19 protein-coding genes and 2 pseudogenes are annotated in these 22147 nt (G+C 67.3%); 14 read left to right on the top strand and 7 right to left on the bottom strand.

The window, feature by feature from the left end:
• Nucleotides 1–40: 40 nt before the first annotated feature.
• The 7 genes from AC5P74_RS06180 to AC5P74_RS06150 all read left to right on the top strand — a co-directional run bounded on the left by AC5P74_RS06180 (nt 41) and on the right by AC5P74_RS06150 (nt 8731).
• A complete protein-coding gene (locus tag AC5P74_RS06180) occupies nt 41–991 on the top strand; it encodes a LysR family transcriptional regulator (protein WP_218086323.1) in 951 nt (316 codons plus the stop codon).
• A gap of 92 nt (nt 992–1083) precedes the next feature.
• Nucleotides 1084–1734: a DsbA family oxidoreductase gene (locus AC5P74_RS06175; RefSeq protein ID WP_053499638.1), complete on the top strand. Its 651-nt coding sequence runs from the start codon at nt 1084–1086 to the stop codon at nt 1732–1734.
• Between the two features lie 36 nt (nt 1735–1770).
• The gene (locus AC5P74_RS06170; RefSeq protein ID WP_053499640.1) at nt 1771–2775 is read left to right on the top strand and encodes a cyclase family protein; all 1005 of its coding nucleotides are present in this window, start codon (nt 1771–1773) and stop codon (nt 2773–2775) included.
• 217 nt (nt 2776–2992) lie between these two features.
• Nucleotides 2993–3607 carry a translesion DNA synthesis-associated protein ImuA gene (gene imuA, locus AC5P74_RS06165; RefSeq protein WP_053499642.1) on the top strand — a complete coding sequence of 205 codons (615 nt, stop codon included), beginning with the start codon at nt 2993–2995 and terminating at the stop codon, nt 3605–3607.
• Between the two features lie 9 nt (nt 3608–3616).
• Nucleotides 3617–5026 carry a Y-family DNA polymerase gene (locus AC5P74_RS06160; RefSeq protein WP_495204819.1) on the top strand — a complete coding sequence of 470 codons (1410 nt, stop codon included), beginning with the start codon at nt 3617–3619 and terminating at the stop codon, nt 5024–5026.
• Nucleotides 5027–5032: 6 nt separating this feature from the next.
• Complete coding sequence (locus AC5P74_RS06155; RefSeq protein WP_206620954.1) at nt 5033–8143, top strand: error-prone DNA polymerase; 3111 nt, start codon at nt 5033–5035, stop codon at nt 8141–8143.
• Nucleotides 8144–8224: 81 nt separating this feature from the next.
• Entirely contained in the window at nt 8225–8731 is a 507-nt protein-coding gene (locus AC5P74_RS06150; protein WP_053499649.1) for a hypothetical protein, read from the top strand.
• Between the two features lie 30 nt (nt 8732–8761).
• Here the strand turns inward: AC5P74_RS06150 and ptsJ are convergent, their stop codons facing one another.
• On the bottom strand, nt 8762–10048 hold the full coding sequence (ptsJ, locus tag AC5P74_RS06145; protein WP_206620953.1) for a MocR-like B6 salvage transcription factor PtsJ: 1287 nt from the start codon (nt 10046–10048) through the stop codon (nt 8762–8764).
• 76 nt (nt 10049–10124) lie between these two features.
• On the opposite strand from ptsJ, the gene AC5P74_RS06140 reads away from it, so the two are divergent.
• The 7 genes and pseudogenes from AC5P74_RS06140 (at nt 10125) to AC5P74_RS06110 (ending at nt 13642) form a co-directional block, all read left to right on the top strand.
• Complete coding sequence (locus AC5P74_RS06140) at nt 10125–10898, top strand: YggS family pyridoxal phosphate-dependent enzyme (RefSeq protein WP_053499652.1); 774 nt, start codon at nt 10125–10127, stop codon at nt 10896–10898.
• Nucleotides 10895–11596 carry a glutamine amidotransferase gene (locus AC5P74_RS06135; RefSeq protein ID WP_053499654.1) on the top strand — a complete coding sequence of 234 codons (702 nt, stop codon included), beginning with the start codon at nt 10895–10897 and terminating at the stop codon, nt 11594–11596. Before AC5P74_RS06140 ends, AC5P74_RS06135 begins: the two co-directional genes overlap by 4 nt.
• On the top strand, nt 11593–11817 hold the full coding sequence (locus tag AC5P74_RS06130; protein ID WP_346607710.1) for a hypothetical protein: 225 nt from the start codon (nt 11593–11595) through the stop codon (nt 11815–11817). Before AC5P74_RS06135 ends, AC5P74_RS06130 begins: the two co-directional genes overlap by 4 nt.
• A gap of 108 nt (nt 11818–11925) precedes the next feature.
• On the top strand, nt 11926–12432 hold the full coding sequence (locus AC5P74_RS06125; RefSeq protein ID WP_346607849.1) for a hypothetical protein: 507 nt from the start codon (nt 11926–11928) through the stop codon (nt 12430–12432).
• 125 nt (nt 12433–12557) lie between these two features.
• Nucleotides 12558–12764: pseudogene (locus tag AC5P74_RS06120) on the top strand (RNA polymerase sigma factor); the annotation flags it as partial.
• A 1-nt stretch (nt 12765) separates the two neighbouring features.
• Nucleotides 12766–12876, top strand: a pseudogene (locus AC5P74_RS06115) (ChaN family lipoprotein); the annotation flags it as partial.
• 52 nt (nt 12877–12928) lie between these two features.
• Entirely contained in the window at nt 12929–13642 is a 714-nt protein-coding gene (locus AC5P74_RS06110; RefSeq protein ID WP_070490004.1) for an energy transducer TonB family protein, read from the top strand.
• Nucleotides 13643–13858: 216 nt separating this feature from the next.
• Here the strand turns inward: AC5P74_RS06110 and AC5P74_RS06105 are convergent, their stop codons facing one another.
• The 6 genes from AC5P74_RS06105 to AC5P74_RS06080 form a co-directional block, all read right to left on the bottom strand.
• Nucleotides 13859–14761: a cation diffusion facilitator family transporter gene (locus tag AC5P74_RS06105; protein ID WP_346607848.1), complete on the bottom strand. Its 903-nt coding sequence runs from the start codon at nt 14759–14761 to the stop codon at nt 13859–13861.
• 29 nt (nt 14762–14790) lie between these two features.
• A complete protein-coding gene (locus tag AC5P74_RS06100) occupies nt 14791–17079 on the bottom strand; it encodes an Orn/Lys/Arg family decarboxylase (protein WP_053499657.1) in 2289 nt (762 codons plus the stop codon).
• A 20-nt stretch (nt 17080–17099) separates the two neighbouring features.
• On the bottom strand, nt 17100–18452 hold the full coding sequence (adiC, locus tag AC5P74_RS06095) for an arginine/agmatine antiporter (RefSeq protein ID WP_005410068.1): 1353 nt from the start codon (nt 18450–18452) through the stop codon (nt 17100–17102).
• A 76-nt stretch (nt 18453–18528) separates the two neighbouring features.
• Nucleotides 18529–19959, bottom strand: coding sequence for a DcaP family trimeric outer membrane transporter (locus AC5P74_RS06090; protein ID WP_053499659.1), 1431 nt, complete (start codon nt 19957–19959; stop codon nt 18529–18531).
• 514 nt (nt 19960–20473) lie between these two features.
• Nucleotides 20474–21313 (bottom strand): thiol:disulfide interchange protein DsbG, encoded by an 840-nt coding sequence (gene dsbG / locus AC5P74_RS06085; protein ID WP_206620952.1) that lies wholly within the window; start codon nt 21311–21313, stop codon nt 20474–20476.
• A 30-nt stretch (nt 21314–21343) separates the two neighbouring features.
• Nucleotides 21344–22147, bottom strand: coding sequence for a redoxin family protein (locus AC5P74_RS06080; RefSeq protein ID WP_206620951.1), 804 nt, complete (start codon nt 22145–22147; stop codon nt 21344–21346).

The raw sequence follows: 22147 nt of genomic DNA, 5'->3' as shown, positions 1-22147 counted from the left end.
GAGGTCGCCCTGGTCGGCACCGCGTTTCCCACATCCACGCATGGCGTGGATCTACAATGGCGCCCTCATCGCGCCCGGGACCGGCATGGATTCCTTCAACCTGATGCGTGCCTTCCGCCGCATCGTCGAACGCGGCGGGCTCGCTCGTGCCGCCGAAGACCTGGGCATGTCGCCCGCCGGGCTCAGCAAACAGCTGCGCACGCTGGAAGCGCATCTGGGCGTGGTACTGCTGCAGCGGACCACGCGGCGCATGAGCCTGACCGAAACCGGCCACGCCTATTACCGTGAATGCTGCCGCCTGCTCGACGAACTGGACGCATTGGAACGTGGCATCGCCGAGCAGCGTGGCGAGGTGACCGGGCGCCTGCGCATCAATGTGCCGCAGTCGTTCGCGCTGAGCACGCTGTCGCCGCTGCTGCCCCGCTTCCTGCAGCAGCATCCGCAGCTGTCGCTGGATCTGGTGATGGAAGATCGCCTGCTCGACGCGGTCGGCGAAGGTTTCGATGTGTCGCTACGACTGCGTGCCGAGCTGGATGATTCACGCTTGGTGGCACGCCGGCTGGCCTCGCTGCAGCAGGTGCTGTGCGCGGCGCCGTCCTACCTGCGGCAGCATCCGGCACCGCAGGCAGTAGGGGATCTGCAGGCCCATAGCGTGCTGGCCTACAGCCTGTCCGACTCACCGGGCAGTTGGCCGCTGCTCGGCCCGGATGGCCAGGTGACGATCACCCTTCCGGCACGCGTGACCGTCAACAACAGCCTGCTGCTGCGTGACCTGCTGGTGGCGGGCATGGGCATCGGCGCCCTGCCTTCGTTCCTGGCCGCGCCGGCATTGGCGCGGGGCGAACTGCAGCAGGTGCTGCCCGACCACCGCTATCCGCCGCGCTTCGTGCATGCGGTCTACCCCACCTCGCGCCACCTGCAGCCCAAGGTGCGTGCCTTCATCGACTTCCTGCACGCCGAGCTGCCCGGCTGCGCCGGCCTGGATTCGTAACCGCCAGCGAAAACTGAGCTGCCCGCAGCGTGCTGTTTCGGCCACGCCGCGCTGCCTACTCTGCCGCCTCTCCTCTCACCGATGGCAGGCAGATGTCTCCCGTTCCTTCCCCCGCCACCGCAGCGCCGGTGGTCGATTTCTTCCACGACGTGGTCTGCGGCTGGTGCTTCGTGCTGGCCCCGCGCCTGCAGCAGGTCTCCGCCGAACTCGGCATCCAGGTGCGCCACCGCAGCTTCGTGCTGCAGGACTCGCGCGCGCAGATGGTCGAGGTGTTCGGCTCGATGGCGCGCGCCAAGGCGATCATCCTGCGCCACTGGACCGACTGCGCCGCGCATGAAGACATCGCGCGCATCGATATCGAAGGCATGCGCGCACAGGACTTCGAGTATCCGTCCGGCTGGCTCGGCGCACTGGCCTGCCAGACCGCAGGGCTGATCGGTGGCAATGATGCCCATGGCGCGATGTTCGACGCGGTGCAATGGGCGCACCTGCATCAGCACCGCAACATCGGCGATGCCGAAGTGCTGCTGGATATTGCCGAATCGCTGGGCCATCCACGTGGCGCCTTCGCTGACCACATGCGCAGCGACGCGGTGCGCCAGCGCGTGCAGGCCGATCGCGCCGAAGCTGCCGCGCTCGGCATCCGCTCCATCCCCACCGTGATCGGTGGCAACGGCCTGCGCCTGCAGACCCTGCCGCTCCCACACCTGCGCCAGGCCCTGGCGCCCCTGGTCGCGGCCTGAGCCGCCCCCTCCCCCACCCTGCAAGGAGATTTCCCCATGACCCCACGTACCCTGTCCACCGCGCTGGCCCTGCTGCTGGCCGCCACCGCCGCGTCCACCGTGTCCGCGCACGAACGCGTTCCCTCCGGCCAGCAGGTCGGCACCAGCCCGTGGGGGCCGAAGGACGAGATTGGCCGCCTCAACCTGATCACCGAAGCCTCGCGTGCGGCGATCCTGTCGCGGGTCAGCGGCGGCAAGGCCTATGACCTGGCCACCGAATACTACGTCGGCATGCCCAGCTGGCAGGATGCCGGCGACCCGCACTACCAGTTCTGGATGACCCACACCCCGCGCGGCACAGTGATGGACGATCCGATGGGCGTGGGCGAGGCCATGAACCTCACCCGCAGCTACACCGGCACCGCGTTCTCGATGTACAGCCACACCGGCACCCACATCGATGCGCTGAACCACTTCGGCATCCACGGGAAGATCTGGAACGGCTTCGAGGCCGACAAGCACCTCGGCGACCGCGGCTGGAATGTCACCGGCATCGAGAAATTCCCGCCGCTGATCGCGCGTGGCGTGCTGATCGACGTGGCCGGCGCCAAGGGCGTGGACATGCTGCCGGACAGCTACCGCGTCACCCGCCAGGACCTGAAGGATGCGCTGGCACGCCAGAAGGTGAAACTGCAGCAGGGTGACGTGGTGCTGATCCGCACCGGCCGCATGCGCCTGTTCGAGCAGCCCAGGGCCTACATGGCCAACCCGCCGGGCATGGGCCTGGACGCGGCACGCTTCCTGGTCGAGGACGGCGGCGCGATGATCGTCGGTGCCGACAACCTCAGCTTCGAGACCTTCCCCTCGGAGGTGCCCGACGATTACGTACCGCTGCACACCTACCTGCTGGCTCAGCAGGGTGCGCCGATCATCGAGCTGGTGGCGCTGGACGAACTGGCGCGCGACAAGGTCTACGAATTCGCCTTCATCGGCGGCCCGCTGAAGATCCGTGGCGGCGATGCCGCGCCGCTGCGCCCGGTGGCGCTGCCGGTCCGCCCGTAACCGCATCCTGTGGGTGCCGACCCTGGTCGGCACTCCTACCCCTTCAGCAACCTGAAACCCGGCCTTCCGATTTCATTAGTAATTCTACTCACAACGCGAGTAGCATGTCTGGTCTCAGCCCCTGATACCGGCCCGTCGATACTCGCGCCATGCCCGCCGTTTCCGCCCGTTCCTGCCGCTTCCAGCCCGCCCGGCGCCTCCCCTGGAGGGCTGACTGATGGGTGCCGTCGTCGCCCTCGACCGGCTGCTGGACGGGCGCCAGCTGTGGCGTGGCCCGGCCCGCCAGGGCCCCGCCAGCGACCATCTGGCCAGCGGCCATCCGGCACTGGATGCACGCCTGCCCGGCGGCGGCTGGCCGGCCAGCGGGCTGTGCGAGGTACTGCAGGCGGCGCCCGGCGTTGGCGAACTGGCGCTGGTCTGGCCGGCACTGGCCAGGCTGAGCCAGCGCGACCGCCCGATCGTGCTGGTCGCTCCGCCCTATCGCCCGCACGCTCCGGCCTGGGCAGCGGCCGGGCTGGAACTGGCCCAGCTGCAGGTCATCCAGGCCACGCCGAAGCAGGCACTGTGGGCCGCCGAACAGTGCCTGCGCTCTGCGGCCTGCGCGGCGGTACTGTGCTGGCCGCATCAAGCCGACGACCGCGCCCTGCGCCGCCTGCAGGTGGCCGCCGACAGCGGCCAGTGCCTGGGCTTCGTGTTCCGCGAGGCGCAGGCCGCGCGCAATCCCTCCCCGGCCAGCCTGCGCCTGCAGCTCGACCACGGCCAGGTGCGGGTGCTGAAGTGCCGTGGCGGCCTGCCGCCGGCACAACCGTTGCCGCTGGCCATCGCCCACTGAGGACGCGCCATGCACTGGGCCTGCCTGTTGTTGCCGCAGTTGGCGCTGGACAGCGTGCTGCGCCTGCAACCCGACCCGCAGCGGCCCTTGGTGCTGCTGCAGGGGCCGGCGCAGCGACGCGTAGTGCGTGCAGTCAGCCCGCCGGCACGCGCCGCGGGGTTGCGCCCGGGCATGCTGCTGTCGGCTGCGCAGGTATTGGTGCAGGACCTGCACCTGCACGATTACGACCCCAATGCCGAACAGCACACCCGCCAGCTGCTGGCCAGCTGGGCCTATGCCTACAGCTCGCAGGTCAGCCTCGATTTTCCGCATGCACTGGTGCTGGAAATCGGTGCCAGCCGTGCCCTGTTCGGTGACTGGCTGACGATCCAGCAGCGCCTGCGCAACGAACTGCACGAACTCGGCTTCCGCCACCGCCTGGTGGCCGCGCCTACCCCACATGCCGCGCGCGTGCTGGCCAACGTCCACGATGGCCTCGGCCTTGATGCGCAGCAGCTGCCGGCGGCGCTGGCGCAGCTGCCCCTGGCGCGCTGCGGCCTGCCCAGCGAGGCGGTGACGGTGCTTGGCCGTTCCGGCCTGCGCACGTTGGGCGCGGTGCTCAAGCTGCCGCGCGACAGCCTGGCCCGGCGCTTCGCCCCCGAGGTCCTGCAGCAGCTGGATGCATTGCGCGGGCTGCCCACCGCGCCATTGCGCTACTACCAGCCACCGGACCGTTTCGATGCGCGCATCGAATTCGAATACGAGATCGAATCCAGCCAGGCCCTGCTGTTCCCGCTGCGCCGCCTGCTGCTCGACCTGGCCGCGTTCCTGTGTTCGCGCGATGGCGGCGTGCAGCGCTTCGACCTGCATTTCGAGCATGACCTGTTGCCGGCCAGCGTGCTGACCATCGGCCTGTTGGCGCCCGAACGCGATCCCGCGTTGCTGTTCGAGATCGCGCGCAACCGCATGGAAGCGTTCGCCCTGCCGGCCGGCAGCCGCGCACTGCGCCTGCAGGCCGAACAGCTGCCACCGTTCGTGCCGGCCGCACGCGACCTGTTCGACACCCGGCCGGCACAGGCGATGCCCTGGAACCAGCTGCGCGAGCGCCTGCGCGCGCGGCTGGGCGATGACGCCGTGCAGCCGCTGGCGGTGCAGGCCGACCATCGCCCCGAACGCGCCAGCGGCATCCAGCCAGCGGCCAGGCCGCCGGCATACTGGCCACTGCGCCCCGGTTGGCTGCTGGACACCCCACAGCCGCTGCGTGACCCGCGCCTGCGCATCATCGCCGGGCCGGAGCGGATCGAATCGGGCTGGTGGGACCAGGCTGACGCGCGCCGCGACTACTACGTGGTGGAAACCGCGCATGGCCAGCGCGGCTGGGCCTTCCGCGCGCGCAACGATCCGCATGCGCCGTGGATGCTGCACGGCTGGTTCGGCTGAGCCGCCATGCGCAGCGAACTGCCCGGCTACGCCGAACTGCACTGCCTGTCGGCCTTCAGTTTCCAGCGCGGTGCTTCGATCGCCGAAGAGTTGTTCGCGCGCGCCGCTGGCCAGGGCTACCGCGCGTTGGCGATCACCGACGAATGCTCGCTGGCCGGCATCGTGCGTGCCTGGCAAGCGGCGAAGGCGCATGGCGTGGCGCTGATCGTCGGTGCCGAATTCCAGGTCGAGGACGGGCCGAAGCTGGCCCTGCTGTGCACCGACCAGGCCGCCTATGCCGGACTCTGCCAGTTGATCACGACCTGCCGGCGGCGGGCTGCCAAGGGCGAGTACCTCTGCCTGCGCGAGGACCTGCTCGGCCTGCCCAACGGCCTGCTCTGTCTATGGCTGGACCGGCAACCGGCCGCTACCGACCTGGAACTGCTGCGCACCGGCTTCAATGATCGGCTGTGGCTGGCGGTGGAACTGCACCGCGAACACGATGACGCACGCCGCCTGCAGCAGCTGCAGGCCTTCGGCGAACGCCACCGCCTGCCCCTGGTCGCCAGTGGCGACGTGCACATGCACGTGCGACGCCGCCGCGCCCTGCAGGACACGCTGACCGCGATCCGCCACCGCTGCAGCGTGGCCGAGGCCGGCTGGCGCCTGTTTCCCAATGGCGAGCGCCACCTGCGCCCGCGTACCGCGCTGGCCCAGCTGTATCCGCCCGAACTGCTGGCTGAAACCCTGCGCATCGCCGAGCGCTGCCACTTCACCCTGGAACAGCTGCAGTACACCTATCCGCGCGAGCTGGTGCCCGAAGGACACGATCCGGACAGCTGGCTGCGCGTGCTGGTCGAGCGCGGCATCCAGTGGCGCTGGAAAGGCGGCATCGAAGCGAAGCAACGCACGCAGATCGAGCACGAACTGGCGCTGATCAAGCAGAAGAACTACGCCTCCTACTTCCTCACCGTGCAGGACATCGTGCGCTTTGCGCGCAGCCAGGACATCCTCTGCCAGGGCCGTGGCTCAGCGGCCAACTCAGCGGTGTGCTTCGTGCTGGGCGTGACCGAGATCGACCCGGCACGCAGCAACCTGCTGTTCGAGCGCTTCATCTCCGCCGAGCGCGACGAACCACCGGATATCGACATCGACTTCGAGCACGAGCGGCGCGAGGAGGTGCTGCAGTACGTGTTCAAGCGCTACGGCCGCGAGCGCGCCGCACTGACCGCGGTGGCGATCAGCTACCGTGGCCGCAGCGCGATCCGCGACGTGGCCCGCGCGCTGGGCCTGCCGATGGACCAGGTCAACGAACTGGGCGCGGCGATGGACCACTGGGGCGGCAACATCCCGCTGCCGGAAACCCTGCGCGAGCGTGGCTTCGATCCGGACACGCCGTTGATGCGGCGCCTGCTGGCACTCACCGCAGAGCTGATCGATTTTCCGCGCCACCTGTCGCAGCACCCGGGCGGTTTCGTGATTTCCGAGCATCCACTGTCGACCCTGGTACCGGTGGAGAACGCGGCGATGGCCGACCGCACCGTCATCCAGTGGGACAAGGATGACCTGGATGCCACCGGCCTGATGAAGGTCGACTGCCTGGCATTGGGCATGCTCACGGCCATCCGCAAATGCCTGGCGATGCTGAAACAGCATGGCCTGCACGAAGGACGCATGGATGCCATCCCCGACGAAGACACCCCCACCTACGACATGATCAGCGCCGCCGACACCATCGGCGTGTTCCAGATCGAGTCGCGCGCACAGATGGCGATGCTGCCGCGCATGCAGCCACGCAACTTCTACGATCTGGTGATCGAAGTGGCGATCGTGCGTCCCGGCCCGATCCAGGGCGACATGGTGCATCCCTACCTGGAGCGGCGCCGGATCCTGCGCGAACAAGGCCCGGACGCGTTGAACGACCCGGACAACCCGCTCTACCCACCGCAGCTGGAACGCGTGTTCGCACGTACCCTGGGCGTGCCGCTGTTCCAGGAGCAGGTGATGCAGCTGGCGGTGGATGCGGCCGGCTACACCCCGGGCGAGGCCGATGCCCTGCGCCGTTCGATGGCGGCCTGGAAGCGCCGCGGCGGGCTGGAACCACATCGCGAGAAACTGCTGGCCGGCATGCTGAGAAACAACTTCAGCCGCGAATACGGCGAGCACCTGTTCGAGCAGATCAAGGGATTCGGCGATTACGGTTTCCCGGAAAGTCATGCCGCCAGCTTCGCCCTGCTGACCTATGCCAGCTGCTGGCTGAAGTGCCATCATCCCGCCGCGTTCACTGCCAGCCTGATCAACAGCCAGCCGCTGGGTTTCTACAGCCCTGACCAGCTGCTGCAGGACGCGCGGCGGCATGGCATTACCGTTCTTCCCGTGGACGTACGCCACAGCGACTGGGACTGCACGCTGGACTTCAGCAGGGGGCCGGCGGCGATCCGTCTGGGCCTGCGTCTGATCGACGGCTGCAACGAAGATGCCGTACAGGCCATCATGCGCGAGCGCGCGCGGCGCCCGTTCGACGACGTCGGCGACCTGTGCCAGCGCACCGCGCTGGACCGCCGCCAGCAGGGCCTGCTGGCCGATGCTGGCGCACTGCGCGGGCTCAGTGGCCATCGCCATCGTGCACGCTGGGATATCTCGGGCGTAGAGAACCGGCTGCCGCTGTTCGACCAGGCCCGTGCCACTGCCGAAGCCCGCGTGCCCCTGCCACTGCCCAGCGCCTGGGAGGACATGCAGGCCGACTACCGCAGCACCGGCACCACCCTCGGCCGCCACCCGATCTCGTTCCTGCGCGCGCAGCTGCGCAGCCGCGGCTGCCTGGATGCCGCGCAGCTGGCCGGGCACGGCCATGGCCGCCGCGTGCGCATCGCCGGACTGGTGCGCATGCGCCAGCGCCCGCAGACCGCCAGTGGCGTTACCTTCCTCACCCTTGAAGACGAGACCGGGATGGTCAACGCCGTGGTCTGGCGCCACCTGGCCGACCGCCAGCACCGGGTGCTGGTCGACACCCAGCTGATGCAGATCGATGGCCGCCTGGAGCGCGTTGATGGCGTGCAGCATGTCATCGTGCAGCGCATGCACTGCCTGGATGAGCTGCTGCAGGGACTGCGCAGCCACAGCCGCGATTTCCACTGACGATACAGATCGTCACACAACGAACTGGCCTTTGCCCGCCGGCATCCGCTATCGTCGGCCTATCCAAGGAAGGACGACCCGATGCCCCGTGTGCTGCTGCTGACCACCCTGGTGATATCGACCCTTGCCCTGCTCGTTTCCGGCTGGACCGCCTGGAGCCTGCATCGCAGCCAATCGCCTGAGCGGATCATCGAAGCGCGCGGCCTGGTCATCCACGATGGCACTGGCCAACCACGGCTGATCCTCGGTGCGCCGGTGCCGGACCCCCTCAGCAGGGGCCGCACCCAGGGACCGCGTGCAACCGCGCTGTCCGGCCTGATCCTGCTTGGCCCCGACGGTTCCGAGCGCGGCGGTTATGGCACCAGCGACCGCGGGGGCGAAGCCCTGCTCACTCTGGACGATGCCACCGGCACCACCGAAGTCTTCAAGGTCGTCGCCAATCCGGACCGTGGCGCCAGCCTGATGGTCAAGCACCAGAACAATACCGGCGCCATGCTCACGTCCTGGCAGGGCAAGCCGGAGCTGATGTTCGTCGATGACAGTGGCCAGTCCTACTACGTGCGCCCCAACGCCAACGCCGCGCCCTGATCTGCTTCCAGCGTCGAGCATGGCTGGGCGCTATACCCCACACACCGCCGCCAGGTCATCGGCCAGCTGCCGCAGTTGCGCCACCCCCAGCGCCGCGCAGGTGATGCGCAGGCCATGCGCTGGTGCAGCCACCGCAAACACTTCGCCAGCACGCACATGCCATCCGCGCGCAGCCAGCGCCAGTACCTGTGGATGGCTGTCGGCCGGCAACGGCAGCCACAGGTTCAATCCCTCCATCGGCAACGGCGTCGGCACGCCACGCACGCGCAGCAGTTCCTGTAGCGACTGCAGGCGCTGCTGGTACCGCTCGCCTGCCGAGGCGATCTTTGCCCGCTGCGGCGCCGATGCCAGCACCGAAGTGGCGGCATCCTGCAGCAGATGACTGACCCAACCGATGCCGGACGCCAACCGCAACCGCAACCGCATCGCGGTCTCGTCATCACAGGCCAGCCAGGCCAGGCGCAGGTCGGGGCCGAGCGGCTTGGACAGCGAACGCAGCAGCGCCCAGCGCCGGCCATCCAGCGGCAGTACCGAGTGGTAGGCCTGCTGCGAGAGCAGTGCGTAGTGGTCATCGATCAGCACCGCCACCTGCGGATAGGCCGCCAGCAGCTGGCGCAACGCCCGTGCCCGCTTCGCATCCAGGCTGGCCCCGGTCGGATTGTGCGCCCGTGGTGTCAACAGCACCGCGCGTGCACCGGCCTCCAGCGCCTGTCGCAGCGATTCGACCTGCATGCCATGCGCATCCATCGTCACCGGCAACGGCGCATGGCCGACGGCATTGAGCACATTGAGGCTACCGAGGAAGCATGGATCCTCCACCGCGATGCGATCGCCCGGCAGCAGCCATGCCGCCAACAGGCGCTCGATGCCATCGACCGCGCCATGGGTCAGCTCCAGCGCGTACCCCTCGGGGCAATCCGCATCCAGCGAGGCGCGTGCCAACGCCTGCAACCTCGGGTCGACCGTGCCCACGCCATACAACCGCGGTGCCGCCGCGGCCAGGCGCAGGCTGGGCAACAGGCGCGGATCCGGGTTGCCACCGGCCAGGTCCTGAAGCGCCAACCCCGGCGTACTGCCCTCGCGCGCCAGCATCGGCGGCAGGCCACGCACCACCGTGCCGCGCCGGCCTGCGGTGCTGGCCAGGCCGGCCGCGTCCAATCGCTTGTAGGCGGCGGCCACGGTGTTGCGATTGACCCCCAGCTGATCGGCCAGATCGCGAACCGGCGGCAGCACGCTGCCGGCCGGCAGACGGCCTTTGCCGATGCCATCGCGGATGCTGTCGAAGATCGACTCGGCGCTATGCCCGGTGATTTTCATTTTGTCCTATGCCAAAATAATTCTTGTCCTGTGCCAGTGTATCCCACCCTGGCCGCCCTGCATTGGAGGTGCCCGCATGCCCCTTGCCGCCGCCGACTGGCCCGTCGCCCAGTCTGTTGAACAGATCGCCGCCAACCTGGGCACGGTGCGCCAGCGCATCGCCGATGCGTGTGCCCGCGTCGGCCGGGACCCGGCCAGCGTGCGCCTGCTGCCGGTCAGCAAGACCGTCGATGACGCCCGCATCCGCATGGCGGTGGCCGCCGGTTGCCGCGAGCTGGGCGAGAACAAGGTGCAGGAGGCGCAACGCAAGGCCGAGACGATGGCCGATCTGGGCGTGCACTGGTCGGTGATCGGGCATCTGCAGACCAACAAGGCGCGCTACGTGGCGCGCTTCGCCAGCGAGTTCCAGGCGCTTGACAGCCTGCGCGTGGCCGAAGCGCTGCAGCAGCGCCTGCAGCTGGAAGACCGCACGCTGGATGTTTTCGTGCAGGTCAACACCTCCGCCGAACCCAGCAAGTACGGACTGGAACCCGCTGCCGTCGAGGCATTCGTGCAGCAGCTGCCAGTCTTCGACCGGCTACGCGTGCGTGGCCTGATGACTCTGGCCATCTTCACTCCCGAAGTCGAACGTGTGCGCGCGTGCTTCGTGCGCCTGCGCGAACTGCGCGACCAGCTGCAGCGTACCGCCCCACCCGGCATCGACCTGTCGCAGCTGTCGATGGGCATGTCCGGCGACTTCGAAGTGGCCATCGAGGAAGGCGCCACCGTGGTCCGTGTCGGCCAGGCCATCTTCGGCGCACGCGCCACCCCGGACAGTTTCTACTGGCCCAGCAATGGAGCCCCGGCATGAAGCACGCGGTTGTCCTGCAACACGTTGCCTTCGAGGACCTTGGCACCCTGCAACCGTTGCTGCTGGCCCAGAGCTGGCAGCTGCAGGTGCTGCAGGCGGGTGTAGATGCACTCGATCCGGCCGAAGCGGCTGACCTGCTGGTGGTGCTGGGTGGCCCGATCAGCGTCAACGATGTTGATGTTTACCCGTTCCTCAACGATAGCATCGCGCTGTTGCAAGGGCGTTTGCAGCAGCAGCGGCCCACGCTGGGCATCTGCCTGGGCGCGCAGCTGATGGCGCGTGCACTCGGTGCCGACGTCGCCGCCAGTGGTGGCAAGGAGATCGGCTTTGCGCCACTGCTGCTCACCGATGACGGTCAGCGCTCGCCACTGCAGGCCCTGCAGGGCATTCCGGTACTGCATTGGCATGGCGAGGCATTCGAACTCCCAACGGGTGCACGCCGCCTGGCCAGCACGCCGGCCTGCCGCCACCAGGCCTTTGCCATCGGTAACCATGCGTTGGCACTGCAATGCCATCCGGAGCTGGACGCGCGCCAGTTCGAGCGCTGGCTGATCGGTCACACCCTGGAACTGGCGCAGGCCGGCATCGATCCGAACGACCTGCGCACGCAGGCGCGTCGCTATGGCGCGCCACTGGCCGCGGCCGCCACCGCGATGTTCGACCATTGGCTGCAGGACCTGCCGGAGCTACCGCGATGAACTACCGATTGCAGATCCACCGCGATGGCGCCTACTGGGGCCACTTCGACTGCAGCGGCCCCGATGCCATGCAACGCATGGACGCCATCGCCGCACAGCTGCCTGCAGACCAGGGCTTCCAGCTGAAACGGCAGAATGGCATCGGCGAAGAGCGCATCCTGTCCAGCAATGCCGATGGCCTGCGCGTACTGGCTTCGCAGATCCAGTACCGCGACCTCTGACGATCGTCACGGTAGTGCCGGCCGCTGGCCGGCACCCGACGGGCAACAGATTTGCCGGCCAGCGGCCGGCACTACCCCGGCTGTTCGCCCGCGTGCGAAGCTTCACCCATGCTGACCCTGCAACGCGGCAGCCACCACGGACTGCTCATCGCACCGCGCTGGCCCTCTACCCGCATCCAGCTGGAAGAAGAAGTGCTGCAACGTTTGCTCGACGCGCAGGCATTGCTGCCTGCCGGGCTGGGCCTGCTCGTCACGCGCGGCTTCGAACCCAGCCACAGCCGGCTCGGCGGCTTCCGTCGTGGCGTGCGTTGGCTCGGCATCGCGGTGTTCCGCGCCTGCTATCCGCAGCGCCATGATGAAGTCGGTGCCATCTTCGGCGCCAACGGCCACGACATCGATGGCCGTCATATCGATGTCTCAGTGGTATTGCACGGCAAGCGGCTGCGGCTGCTGCCACTGGGCGTGTTCACCCCGCCGCGCTGGCAGCAGCGTCGCACCGCCCGCCATGCCGAAGCGATCGCCCGGGTGAAGCGCAGCCTCCAGCACTGCGGTTTCGAGCTGCATCACAACCCCACCGAAGCCCTGCAGATCCACTGCGACTTTCGTCCGCGCTGACCTCGCAGTCGGCCACGCATGCCGCGCCTCGCGTCCATGGATGCAAATGATTCTCTTTTGCTGTAAGGTGTAGCCGCTGCCCTTGCCGCCGCGGGCTGTTCCCTTTCCCAGTTGTCGCCCGCCCCGTGTCCACGCCTGTCGAACCGAAGGATGTCGCGCAGCTGTGCGCGGCCCACTACCAGCCGCTGCACGCCCATGTCCGCCGTAAGCTCCCGCAACGCAGCGACGCCGATGATGTCGTCCAGGAGACCTGGCTGCGCGTCGTCAGAATCGCCGCCAGTGGCCTGCTGAGCAATGGCCGCGCCTACCTGTACCGCGTCGCCCACAACCTGAGCCGCGGCACCCGCGCTGCTGGTGGCCGGTCGCTGGCATGTACTGCGCGGTACTGGCATGCCGGGCTACCTGCCAGCGGGCACACCAGCGCTGGTGATCGCGCTCGCTTAAGTCGGTGCATCCGTCGAGGCGGCCGACGCCGACCTGCTATGGGTGCTGGACGATGAGTGAGCGCGGCCAACACTGGCAGGCGATCGCCATCAGCATCGGGCTTCACCTGTTGCCCCTGCTGCTGTTGGTGCACTGGGTGGCCGCGCCGCCATTGCTGCCGCCGCCCGAGCAGGACGTGCGCATCAGCCTGCGCCTGCTGGCACCGGCGACGCCGCCGCAGCCAGTGGAAGAACGCCAGGCCGACACCCCCAGCCAGGCGCAGCAGGCGCGCGAATCCCAACCCACGAAGTCGCCCCCTCCACCGAAGCCCACCGCCGCACGCGAGGGCGAAGTGGCCGCCAGCGAACGCAGTGGCGCTGGCCGGCAAGCCCTGCCGGTCGCCCCGCCTGCGGCCGCGACCGATGCAAGTCCCGCACCGGCATCGATCACGGCCGCGCCGCCCGCTCCCGACGCCCCACCGGCGGACTTCCAGGCCGGCGCCGCCAGCGACCAGTGGGAAGCCCGCCTGATGGCGCGGCTGGAGCGCTATCGCTACTACCCTGCTGCGGCCCGCTCACGGCGCCAGCAGGGCACTGCCTGGGTCAGGGCCAGCATCGATCGCCAGGGACGCCTGCTGGCCCTGCGGTTGGAGCAGTCCAGTGGCCAGCCGATGCTTGACGGCGCCGCACTGCAGACCTTCCGCCGCGCGCAGCCGCTGCCGCCCATTCCCGATGAACTGAAGGCACCACAGGAACTGGTGGTGCCGGTGGAGTACTACCTGCGCTAAGCGTTGTGGAACTGTGCCGCAGTCTGCGACCTCAACCCAGGTTCAGGTCAAACACATCCGGCGCAACAGAGCAGTCCGCCGTGTGCAACGATCGCAGCGTGCTGTATCGCCGGGCCCATGCTCGGCTGTTCCATGCGAACGGCAGCCGAGCATGGGCTCGGCTCTACAGGCGAACAGAACCTGGCCGGGCAAGGCCCCGGCGCGAAAGAGGCAGGGCTACGTCCACGCCGGATCCGCAGTGAAATCGATGGTCAACCAGAACGTGCTGCCCCGCGCATCCAGCCGCACGGCGATCTCATCGCGCATCGCATCGACCTCGCCCACCGAGCCCAATGGCGTACCGGGGTCTGCCAGCACATGGATCTCGATGAAGCGCATCCGCCCCATCTTCGCCACGTGGCTGGTGAAACCGGCATAGCCACGCTCGGACACGAATGCCTGCATTACCTGCTGCACGCGCCGGTCCAGGTCATCCGGCGCCACCTGCAGCACTTCGCGCATGGCCTTCCATGCACTGCGCGCCGGCACTGGCAGTACCGCCAGGCTGATCAACGCCAGCACGATCGAATCCAGGTACGGGACCCAGTGGTGCCACTCGCCGCCATGCAGGACAAGGGCCAGCACGAAGGCCAGCACCACCGCCAGGCTCATCAATCCACCCAGCAGCCAGCCTCTTACATCCAGCCACAACAACGCCGAGCGCAGGCGCCGCGCACGCTGCGCGACGAACGTCGCCATTGCCAGGTTGCTGGCACTCAGCAGCGCCGCCCACCACAGCGCGGGCCCGAATTTCACTTCGTGCCCGCCCGTGGTCAAGCCGATGACCGCGTTGGCCAGCGCGTACACGCAGGCCAGCGACAGGACCACCCCACCGAGTGCTTCGACCATCGGCTCCAGGTGCCAATAGCCATACTGGAAGCGCGGGCTCTGCTCCCGCGCCACCAGCCGCAGTACCGACAACGAAACCAGGGTCAAGGCAACGTCGACCAGGCTGTACACGCCGTCGAACAGGATGGCCTGCGATCCCACCAGCAGGCCACCGATGAAGCCGACCGCGCTCACCGCGATGGTCACCCCGATGGAGAACTTCAGGATGCGTTGCTCGCGCGCGGTATCCATCGCTCGCCGAAGGGCCGACCGTCCCCCGGTCAGGCCTTCAGCACCTCCACCCTGTACGAGGTCACATCGCCATCGTGCTCGATGATGAGCCCGTGCACATCCGACTCGAAGCCCGGGAAACGCGCATTCTGTTCACGGGCAATACGCAGTGACTGGATGATCGGCTCGTCGCTGTCGCCGAATCGCTCGCCCGGCATGATGGTCGGAATGCCCGGCGGATACGGCACCAGCATGGTCGCCGCGACGCGACCACTGAGCTGCTCGATGTCGACCCGCTCGATCTCGCCCTTCACCAGGTGGTTGTAGGCATCGGCCGGGGTCATCACCGGCGTCGGCAGATCCACGTACATCTCGCGCATCACCTTGGCGACCTCGAATTCCTGGTTGAACGCGTGCAATGCATCGCACAGGTCACGCAGTCCCCAGCCGGCGTAGGCAATCGGATAGTCCGCCGCCAGCGTCGGCAATGCCTGGCTCAACGGCGCGTTGCAGTCGTACAGCTCCTTGAAGGCCATCAGCTCGGTGACCAGCGTGCTCCACTTGCCCTTGGTGATGCCCATCGAGAACAGGAACAGCACCGAATACAGGTTGGTCTTCTCCACAGTGATGCCGCGGCCCCACAGGAACTTGCTCAGCACCGCCGCCGGAATGCCCAGCTTGCCCATGCTGCCGTCCATCGCCAGGCCCGGGGTCAGCAGGGTCACTTTGATCGGGTCGATCAGCACGTAGTCATCGACCAGATTCTCGAAGCCGTGCCAGTGCGCGTCCGGCTGCAGGTACCACTCCTCGCGCTTGGCCACCAGCGGAGCCGGCGTATCGCCCTTGTCCAGGCTGCGCTCGACCTTGGTCGGCTGCCACACACTGAACCACCAGTCGTCGCGGCCGAGGTCGTCACGCACGTGCAGCATCGCGCGGCGGAAGGCGATCGCCTCGTCATGCATTTCCTGCACCAGCGAACGGCCGGCCTCGCCCTCCATCATTTTCGAGGCCACGTCACAGGCCGCGATCACCCCATAATGCGGGCTGGTCGAGGTGTGCATCATGAACGACTCGTTGAAGCGCTCGGCATCCAGGTCGCGCTGCGCCGAGTTGCGTACGTGGATCATCGACGCCTGCGAGAACGCGGCCAGCAACTTGTGGGTGGAATGCGTGGTGAAGATGATCGCATCCTGCTCGCGCGGCTTGCCCTTGGCCATGCCGTAGTGGTTCTCATAGAACGGATGGAACGCGGCGTAGGCGTACCAGGCTTCGTCGAAGTGCAGGAAGTCGACCGCGCTGCCGATTTCGTCGGCGATCTTCTCGGCGTTGTAGCACAGGCCGTCGTAGGTCGAGTTGGTCACCACCGCAATGCGCGGCTTGGAACCGGCCTTGTAGGCCTGGCTGGCCAGCGGGTTGGCGGCGATGCGCTGCTGCAGCGATTCCGGTGTGAACTGATCCAGGCTGATCGGGCCGATGATGCCGTGTGCGTTGCGGCTTGGGGTGAAGTACACCGGCACCGCGCCGGTCATGATCAGCGCGTGCAGCAGCGACTTGTGGCAGTTGCGGTCGACGAACACCACGTCGCCGCGGGCCACCGTGCCATGCCAGACGATCTTGTTGGCGGTGGAGGTGCCATTGGTGACGAAGAAGGTATGGTCGGCACCGAAGTTGCGCGCCGCCTCTTCCTCGGCATCCTTGATCGGGCCGGTGTGATCCAGCAGTGAGCCCAGCTCCGGTACCGAGATCGACAGATCGCTGCGCAGGGTGTTCTCACCGTAGAACTGGTGGAACGCACGGCCGACCGGCGACTTGGTGAATGCCACGCCGCCTGCATGGCCCGGCGTATGCCAGGAGTAGTTCGACTCTGCCGCATGATGGATCAGCGCCTTGAAGAACGGCGGCAGGAGATTCTTCATGTAGTCTTCGGCCGCGCGCATCACCTGCCGCGAGATGAAGCTCTTGGTGTCTTCAAACAGGAAGATGAAGCCGTGGATGTACTTGAGCAGCTTGCTCGGCACCTTTTCGATGGTGCGGCGCTCGCCGTACAGGAACACCGGCAGGTTGGCGCGGCGCGCACTCTGCTCGCGCAGGAAGGCGGTGAGGCGCTGGAACTCGCCATCCACCTCTTCGCTGCCATCGATCGATATCAGCACCGCCGAGGCCGCCACATAGGTACGGGCTCCGGCACGCGCATCATCCAGGTTCAGCCCGCACAGCACCCGCTGGTCGTTGCTGCGCAGCTCTTCCACCAGGGCGCGGATCAGGATGCCGCCGATGCGCGGCGACTCGTAGTCGTTGTCGATGACAATGACCGGGTAGTCCAGGGACTTGAAGTACACGTTGATTCTCCTTGTCGAACTCAGGAACGCTGGGCGCCGGCGCTGATGGCCGATGCCTCGCGGGCGCGCTGCCGCTGCTGGCGGCGCTCCTCGCTGAAGAATGGATAGAACACGGTGATGAACAGCACGAACAGGAAGGCGTACTGCACGATGGTTCCCGACGAGCCGTAGATCGCCCACAGGCAGTACACGACGGTCAGGCTGGTGAGGGTCCAGAACGCACCGGTATGGACCAGGGTGTGCGAACGCTCGACCACGAAGTAGCAGGCCACGCACGAGTAGATGTAGGGCAGCAGGGTCAGCACCACGGCCGCCGACGTGATCACGTCGAACTGGGCCGACGCGGTTTCCGAGGTGGACGTCACCAGCACCGCCAGGGTCATCAGCACCGCCACGATCAGCACGCCCTTGACCGGCACGTCGTCCTTGTTGGTCTTGCTGAAGATGCTCGGGAACAGGCCATCATCCGAGGCCGCCTTGGCACTCTGCGCGGTCAGCAGGATCCAGCCGCCCAGCGAACCGGCAGCGCCGATGAAGGCGCACAGGCTGACCAGCGCGCCGCCCCAGCCGCCGACCGCCTTGGCCGCCGCCAGCGCGAACGGCGCGTCGGAGGTCTGCAGCTCGCCATTGGGCACCATGCCCATGATCACTGAGGAACTGGCGATGTAGGCGATGGCAGCCAGGAACACACCGGCCAGGGTGGCACGGGCCACGTTCTTCTCCGGGTTCTCGACCACGCCAGCCGTGACCGAAGCCGATTCGACACCGATGAAGGCCCACAGGGTCAGTGCCGCGGCACTGGAGATCGCACCGAAGTTGGACTCACCGGACACGTTGTAGGCGCCCTTGAAAATGTCGGCATCGAAGAAGAACCAGCCGAAAATGGCGATGCCCAGGATCGGCACCAGCGCGAAACTGGTGGTGACCGTCTGCACACGGCTGACGAAGGCCGGGCCGATCACGTTGGCAAAGCTCAGCGCCCACACCAGGATCAGCACCGCGATGCAGCGCACCAGCGGCTCGGACAGGATCGGGAAGAAGTAGCTGAAGTAGCCCACCGCGGCGATCGGGATGGCAACGTTGCCGATCCAGTTGGCGAACCAGTAGATGGTATTGGTCTGGAAGCCCATGTAAGGCCCGAACCAGTCACGCGCATAGGCATACGGACCGCCCGCCTTCGGCGCCAGCTTGCCCAGCTTGGCGAATACGAAGGCCAGCAACAGCGCACCGGCCGTGGTGATCAGCCAGCCCCAGATCGATGCGGTACCGATCTTGGCCAGGCTGGACGGCAACAGGAACACGCCTGAGCCCATCATGTTGCCGGCGACAAGGAAGGTGGCTCCGACCACCCCGATTTTCTTTGCTTCTGCCATGACAATCTCCTGTACTGGCATGAACCCGGTGCGGCCGGGCGTGGGGACGGTTGCGCTGGCGTAACGCCGCTGGCGCTTACTTGATGAAGTTGTATTGCAGGCTGCCCTGCACCCGGACCGTGTCGCCGCGCGCACCGCCCTGCTGTTCTAGGCGGCCGTACAGCAGCTCCATGCCCATCGTCCACGACGGCGCCGGGCTCCAGATCAGGTTGAACACGCCGTATCGGCTCTGCCGGAAGGCGTCAGCAGCGAGTGCCGCGTTCCGCTCCAGGGTCAGCTGGCCGAAGATCAGGTTCGAACGCCACAGCTCGGACCAGTAATGCGTGTAGCCGACGAAGCCGCCGTGCAGGTCCAGCGCGTCGAGATGGCCATCGGCACCGACCACCGCGTCCAGCCCGGAGCCGGTCAGGTCCGCGGTGTAGCGGCTGAGGCCGCGCCCGCCGAGCGCGCCGAACAGCAACAGATCGCGCTCGCCTACCGATGCCGAGCCACTGAACTGCAGGCCGCCGGCCATGCGCCGGTCGCGCTCGCCCTCGCCGTCATAGGCCAGGCTGCGCGCCACCGCGCCCAGCTGAAGATGGCCCCAGTCACGCTCCATGCGTGCGGTCACGGTCACATCCGGCAGCCGGTTCACTGCGGCCCGTTCATCACTGGCACCGGCCAGTTCGGTCTTGGGGTCTTCGGCGGCCAGCGTCAGGGTGTTGCCCTTGCCCATCGCGAAGCTGTGGTGGATGCCGGCCACCAGCAGATAGCCCGCGCCGCCGGGCCCGGCGAAATCCAGCGTGTCGGGCAGGCTGTCCGGGTCCATGAAGCTGGAATAGCCATAACCGGCATAGGTATTGCCGAGCTGGCCATAGGCATGACGCAGGCGGAACGCGTAGCCGTCGCTGCTGCCGAAGAAGTCGTTCTCCAGGTAGAAGCGCAGGTTGCCGTGCGTGGTCGGGCGCCGCGCCTCGAAGCTGAAGCGGGTCTGCTTGGCGTGGATGTTGAAATTGGAAACATCGCGATGGCTGCCGCCCACCGGCATCGACGAAGGGATGAACTGATCCTCGTCACCGGCCGCGCGCGAATCGGCAATCGCATCGAGCTTGGCATAGCCGCCAATGCGGATCACCGTGTCAGTACCTGGAATGGCAAAGAAGCCCTTCAGATCCGGGTCGGTCGGCCCAGCAGCGCTGTCGGGACGCGAGGCCGCCGTTGAGGGATCGGCCACCGATTCGCGCTGCGGCAGCACCGGTTGCGCCACACCCGGCACCTGGGTGGGATGCAGCAGGTTGGCGCTGCTGCCAGGTGGTGTCACCGGCGCCGCTACCTGCGCAGCGGCCGCGACAGCGCCCTCGCGTTGTTCGAGCTGATCCAGGCGCTTCTGCATGCCCTCCAGTGCCTGCCGCATGGCAGCGATTTCCTGGCGCAATGCGTGCGCATCCTCCTGGCCATTCTGCTGCGCATATGCTGGCGTGACCGCCAGCGCGGTCAGGCAGGCCAGACTCAGTACCGCAAAGCGCATTGCATCCTCCCTGGACGAACATTCGCAGCGCACTGACGGCGCGCGCGCAGGCGCAGCTCCGACGTTGCGTTGCCGTTGCTGGAAATGCGGGTACTGCGTCGACGACACCGGCCAGCCTGCGCGTGGCAGGCAACAGGACGATGACACTGCCCCGCCCGTACCGATATCGACGCCATCAGGGCCGCACTGCCGGAGAGGTGGCGACCGCAGCAGTCTGGGTAACAACCAGGGAGTGAGAACGTCGTGAATGGCTGTGCCGACTGCCCCGGTTCAGGGCGTGTCAGGCGCGGCATCCCTGGCGCGTTGACGCTGTATTCCATGCGTCACAGGCTAGTCCGCCTGTCGTTTTTGGCCTTGATTGGAATCAAGGCGCGATGCTTGATGTCAGTCACGATTCAGACGTGACGACGAACAGGTGGTGCGCAGCCTGCATCACCCGCACAAGTGACGAAACGCAACAGGCCCGCATGCTGCCATGCGGGCCTGTGGTGTCGCATCACGACATGGGTGCCGATCAGCGCGGGCCCAGCACCGTCTGCAGGTCAGCGCCCTGTGGCAGGCCGGCGCGACGCTGCACCTGGCCCTGTGCATCCTGGAACAGGATGCCCGGCGTGCCCTGGAAGCCCATTTCAATCATCAGCACCTGGTTGGCGTCGAGCTTGGCGGCGATCTCGCGGCTGATGCTCGGCAGGGCCTTGATGCCACCACGGTCGAACTGGTGTTCGTTCTCCAGCAAGGCCGCACTCGGGTCACGCGCAGACAGGATGGCCGCAGCCTTGGCCGGGCTGTCCTCGCGAATCACGCCGACCATGATGTGGCGCAACTGCACCTTGCCGGCGTCGACCCACGGACGCGCCGCTTCCCAGAACTTGTGGCAGTACGGGCAGTTGGCATCACTGAAGGTATAGACCACGCGCGGCGCATCGGCCTTGCCGTCACGCACCCAGGCACTGGCCTCCAGCTTGGTCCACATCTTGGCCGACATCGGTGCTGCGACCAGCTTCTCCACCGCCTCGGCGGCCACGTCGTTGCCCTCGGCATCGAACAGACTGCCTACCAGCACATGCTTGCCGTCGGTGGTGACATAGGCTGCGGCCGGCTGCTGCCCGCCCACCACACCAGCGAATCCACGCAGGCCACCCGGTGCATCGAACTCGGCAACGACTTCAAAACCGTGCTTCTCGATGCCTTTCAGCACTGCGGGGCGCTCGGCCTTGGCCGCTGGGGCCTGAGCGCTCGCTGCCGGCGCGGCCGCCTTGCCCGGCGGGGTCTGGGCCTGGCTGCAGGCGGCCAATGCCAGCATGACCGGCAGCAACAGCACCGCCGGAGCGATGCGCAGGGAAGTCGACAACATGGGAACTCCGTAGTGAGATGCCCGCGCAGGCTACCGCAGCCGGCGCAGTTTGTGTTCAAGACCCGCCGCCGTCAGTTCGCCAAGGTGCAGTTCACGCAGGCGGCCTTCGGCGTCGAAGAACAGCGTCGACGGATAGGCCTGTACACCCAGCACGGTTGACGCCGACGCGGTATCGTCCAGCAATACGTTGCCCAGCCAGAGCTGTTCGGATGCGATGAAACCCTTCACTTCGTCCAGGGTTTCCCCCTGGTTGAGGAACACGAACTGCACGTCAGTGTGGGTCTGCTGTGCGGATGCCAGTACCGGCATCTCGCGACGGCAGGGACCACACCAGCTGGCCCAGAGATTCAGCACCATCGGTTTGCCACGGAACTGCTGCAGATCGATCCTGCGCCCCTGCAGATCCGCCACCTGTACCGCCGGCAGCGGCATCCGCTGCTCCTGCCATGTTGCCAGCAGGTGGCTGCCCGCCGCCCACAGCCCCACACCCACCAGCGCCCCCGCCAACACCGGCGCACGTAACGCGCGCCACAACCGCAGCCGCCAGGTGCCCCACGCCAGGCCCGCAACCAGCACGACTGCAAGGTGATACCCACCGTCGGCGATCTGCAGGATGCTCCAGGGGGCCTCACGGTAGAGCGCGAAGTTCAAGGCCACGAAGCTGATGCGTCCACACAGCAGGCCGATCAGCAACATGTCCAGGACCAGGCTGGCCCCGGAAGGCACTGCCATCCCGTCCTTCGGCCGCGGCCACAGGTGGGCCACCGCCATGGCCAGCAGCACGCACATCAGGATCAGCACCACCGGCATCGGCACCGGTCCAACACTCGACAT

It is taken from the genome of Stenotrophomonas sp. YJH_SMC_94-11 (genome assembly GCF_059370435.1).
Note: the sequence above shows the minus strand (reverse complement) of the source record. Positions and strands in the feature narration are given on the sequence as shown.

Excerpts from the sequence above, each read along its gene's own strand:
- AC5P74_RS06090 (WP_053499659.1), bottom strand. The coding sequence starts at position 19,959 with ATGCGCTTTGCGGTACTGAGTCTGGCCTGCCTGACCGCGCTGGCGGTC.
- AC5P74_RS06105 (WP_346607848.1), bottom strand. The coding sequence starts at position 14,761 with ATGGATACCGCGCGCGAGCAACGCATCCTGAAGTTCTCCATCGGGGTG.
- ptsJ (WP_206620953.1), bottom strand. The coding sequence starts at position 10,048 with ATGAAAATCACCGGGCATAGCGCCGAGTCGATCTTCGACAGCATCCGC.
- AC5P74_RS06130 (WP_346607710.1), top strand. The coding sequence starts at position 11,593 with ATGAACTACCGATTGCAGATCCACCGCGATGGCGCCTACTGGGGCCAC.
- AC5P74_RS06110 (WP_070490004.1), top strand. The coding sequence starts at position 12,929 with ATGAGTGAGCGCGGCCAACACTGGCAGGCGATCGCCATCAGCATCGGG.
- imuA (WP_053499642.1), top strand. The coding sequence starts at position 2,993 with ATGGGTGCCGTCGTCGCCCTCGACCGGCTGCTGGACGGGCGCCAGCTG.
- AC5P74_RS06080 (WP_206620951.1), bottom strand. The coding sequence starts at position 22,147 with ATGTCGAGTGTTGGACCGGTGCCGATGCCGGTGGTGCTGATCCTGATG.
- AC5P74_RS06160 (WP_495204819.1), top strand. The coding sequence starts at position 3,617 with ATGCACTGGGCCTGCCTGTTGTTGCCGCAGTTGGCGCTGGACAGCGTG.
- AC5P74_RS06170 (WP_053499640.1), top strand. The coding sequence starts at position 1,771 with ATGACCCCACGTACCCTGTCCACCGCGCTGGCCCTGCTGCTGGCCGCC.
- dsbG (WP_206620952.1), bottom strand. The coding sequence starts at position 21,313 with ATGTTGTCGACTTCCCTGCGCATCGCTCCGGCGGTGCTGTTGCTGCCG.
- AC5P74_RS06150 (WP_053499649.1), top strand. The coding sequence starts at position 8,225 with ATGCCCCGTGTGCTGCTGCTGACCACCCTGGTGATATCGACCCTTGCC.
- adiC (WP_005410068.1), bottom strand. The coding sequence starts at position 18,452 with ATGGCAGAAGCAAAGAAAATCGGGGTGGTCGGAGCCACCTTCCTTGTC.
- AC5P74_RS06175 (WP_053499638.1), top strand. The coding sequence starts at position 1,084 with ATGTCTCCCGTTCCTTCCCCCGCCACCGCAGCGCCGGTGGTCGATTTC.
- AC5P74_RS06125 (WP_346607849.1), top strand. The coding sequence starts at position 11,926 with ATGCTGACCCTGCAACGCGGCAGCCACCACGGACTGCTCATCGCACCG.
- AC5P74_RS06155 (WP_206620954.1), top strand. The coding sequence starts at position 5,033 with ATGCGCAGCGAACTGCCCGGCTACGCCGAACTGCACTGCCTGTCGGCC.
- AC5P74_RS06135 (WP_053499654.1), top strand. The coding sequence starts at position 10,895 with ATGAAGCACGCGGTTGTCCTGCAACACGTTGCCTTCGAGGACCTTGGC.
- AC5P74_RS06180 (WP_218086323.1), top strand. The coding sequence starts at position 41 with ATGGCGTGGATCTACAATGGCGCCCTCATCGCGCCCGGGACCGGCATG.
- AC5P74_RS06140 (WP_053499652.1), top strand. The coding sequence starts at position 10,125 with ATGCCCCTTGCCGCCGCCGACTGGCCCGTCGCCCAGTCTGTTGAACAG.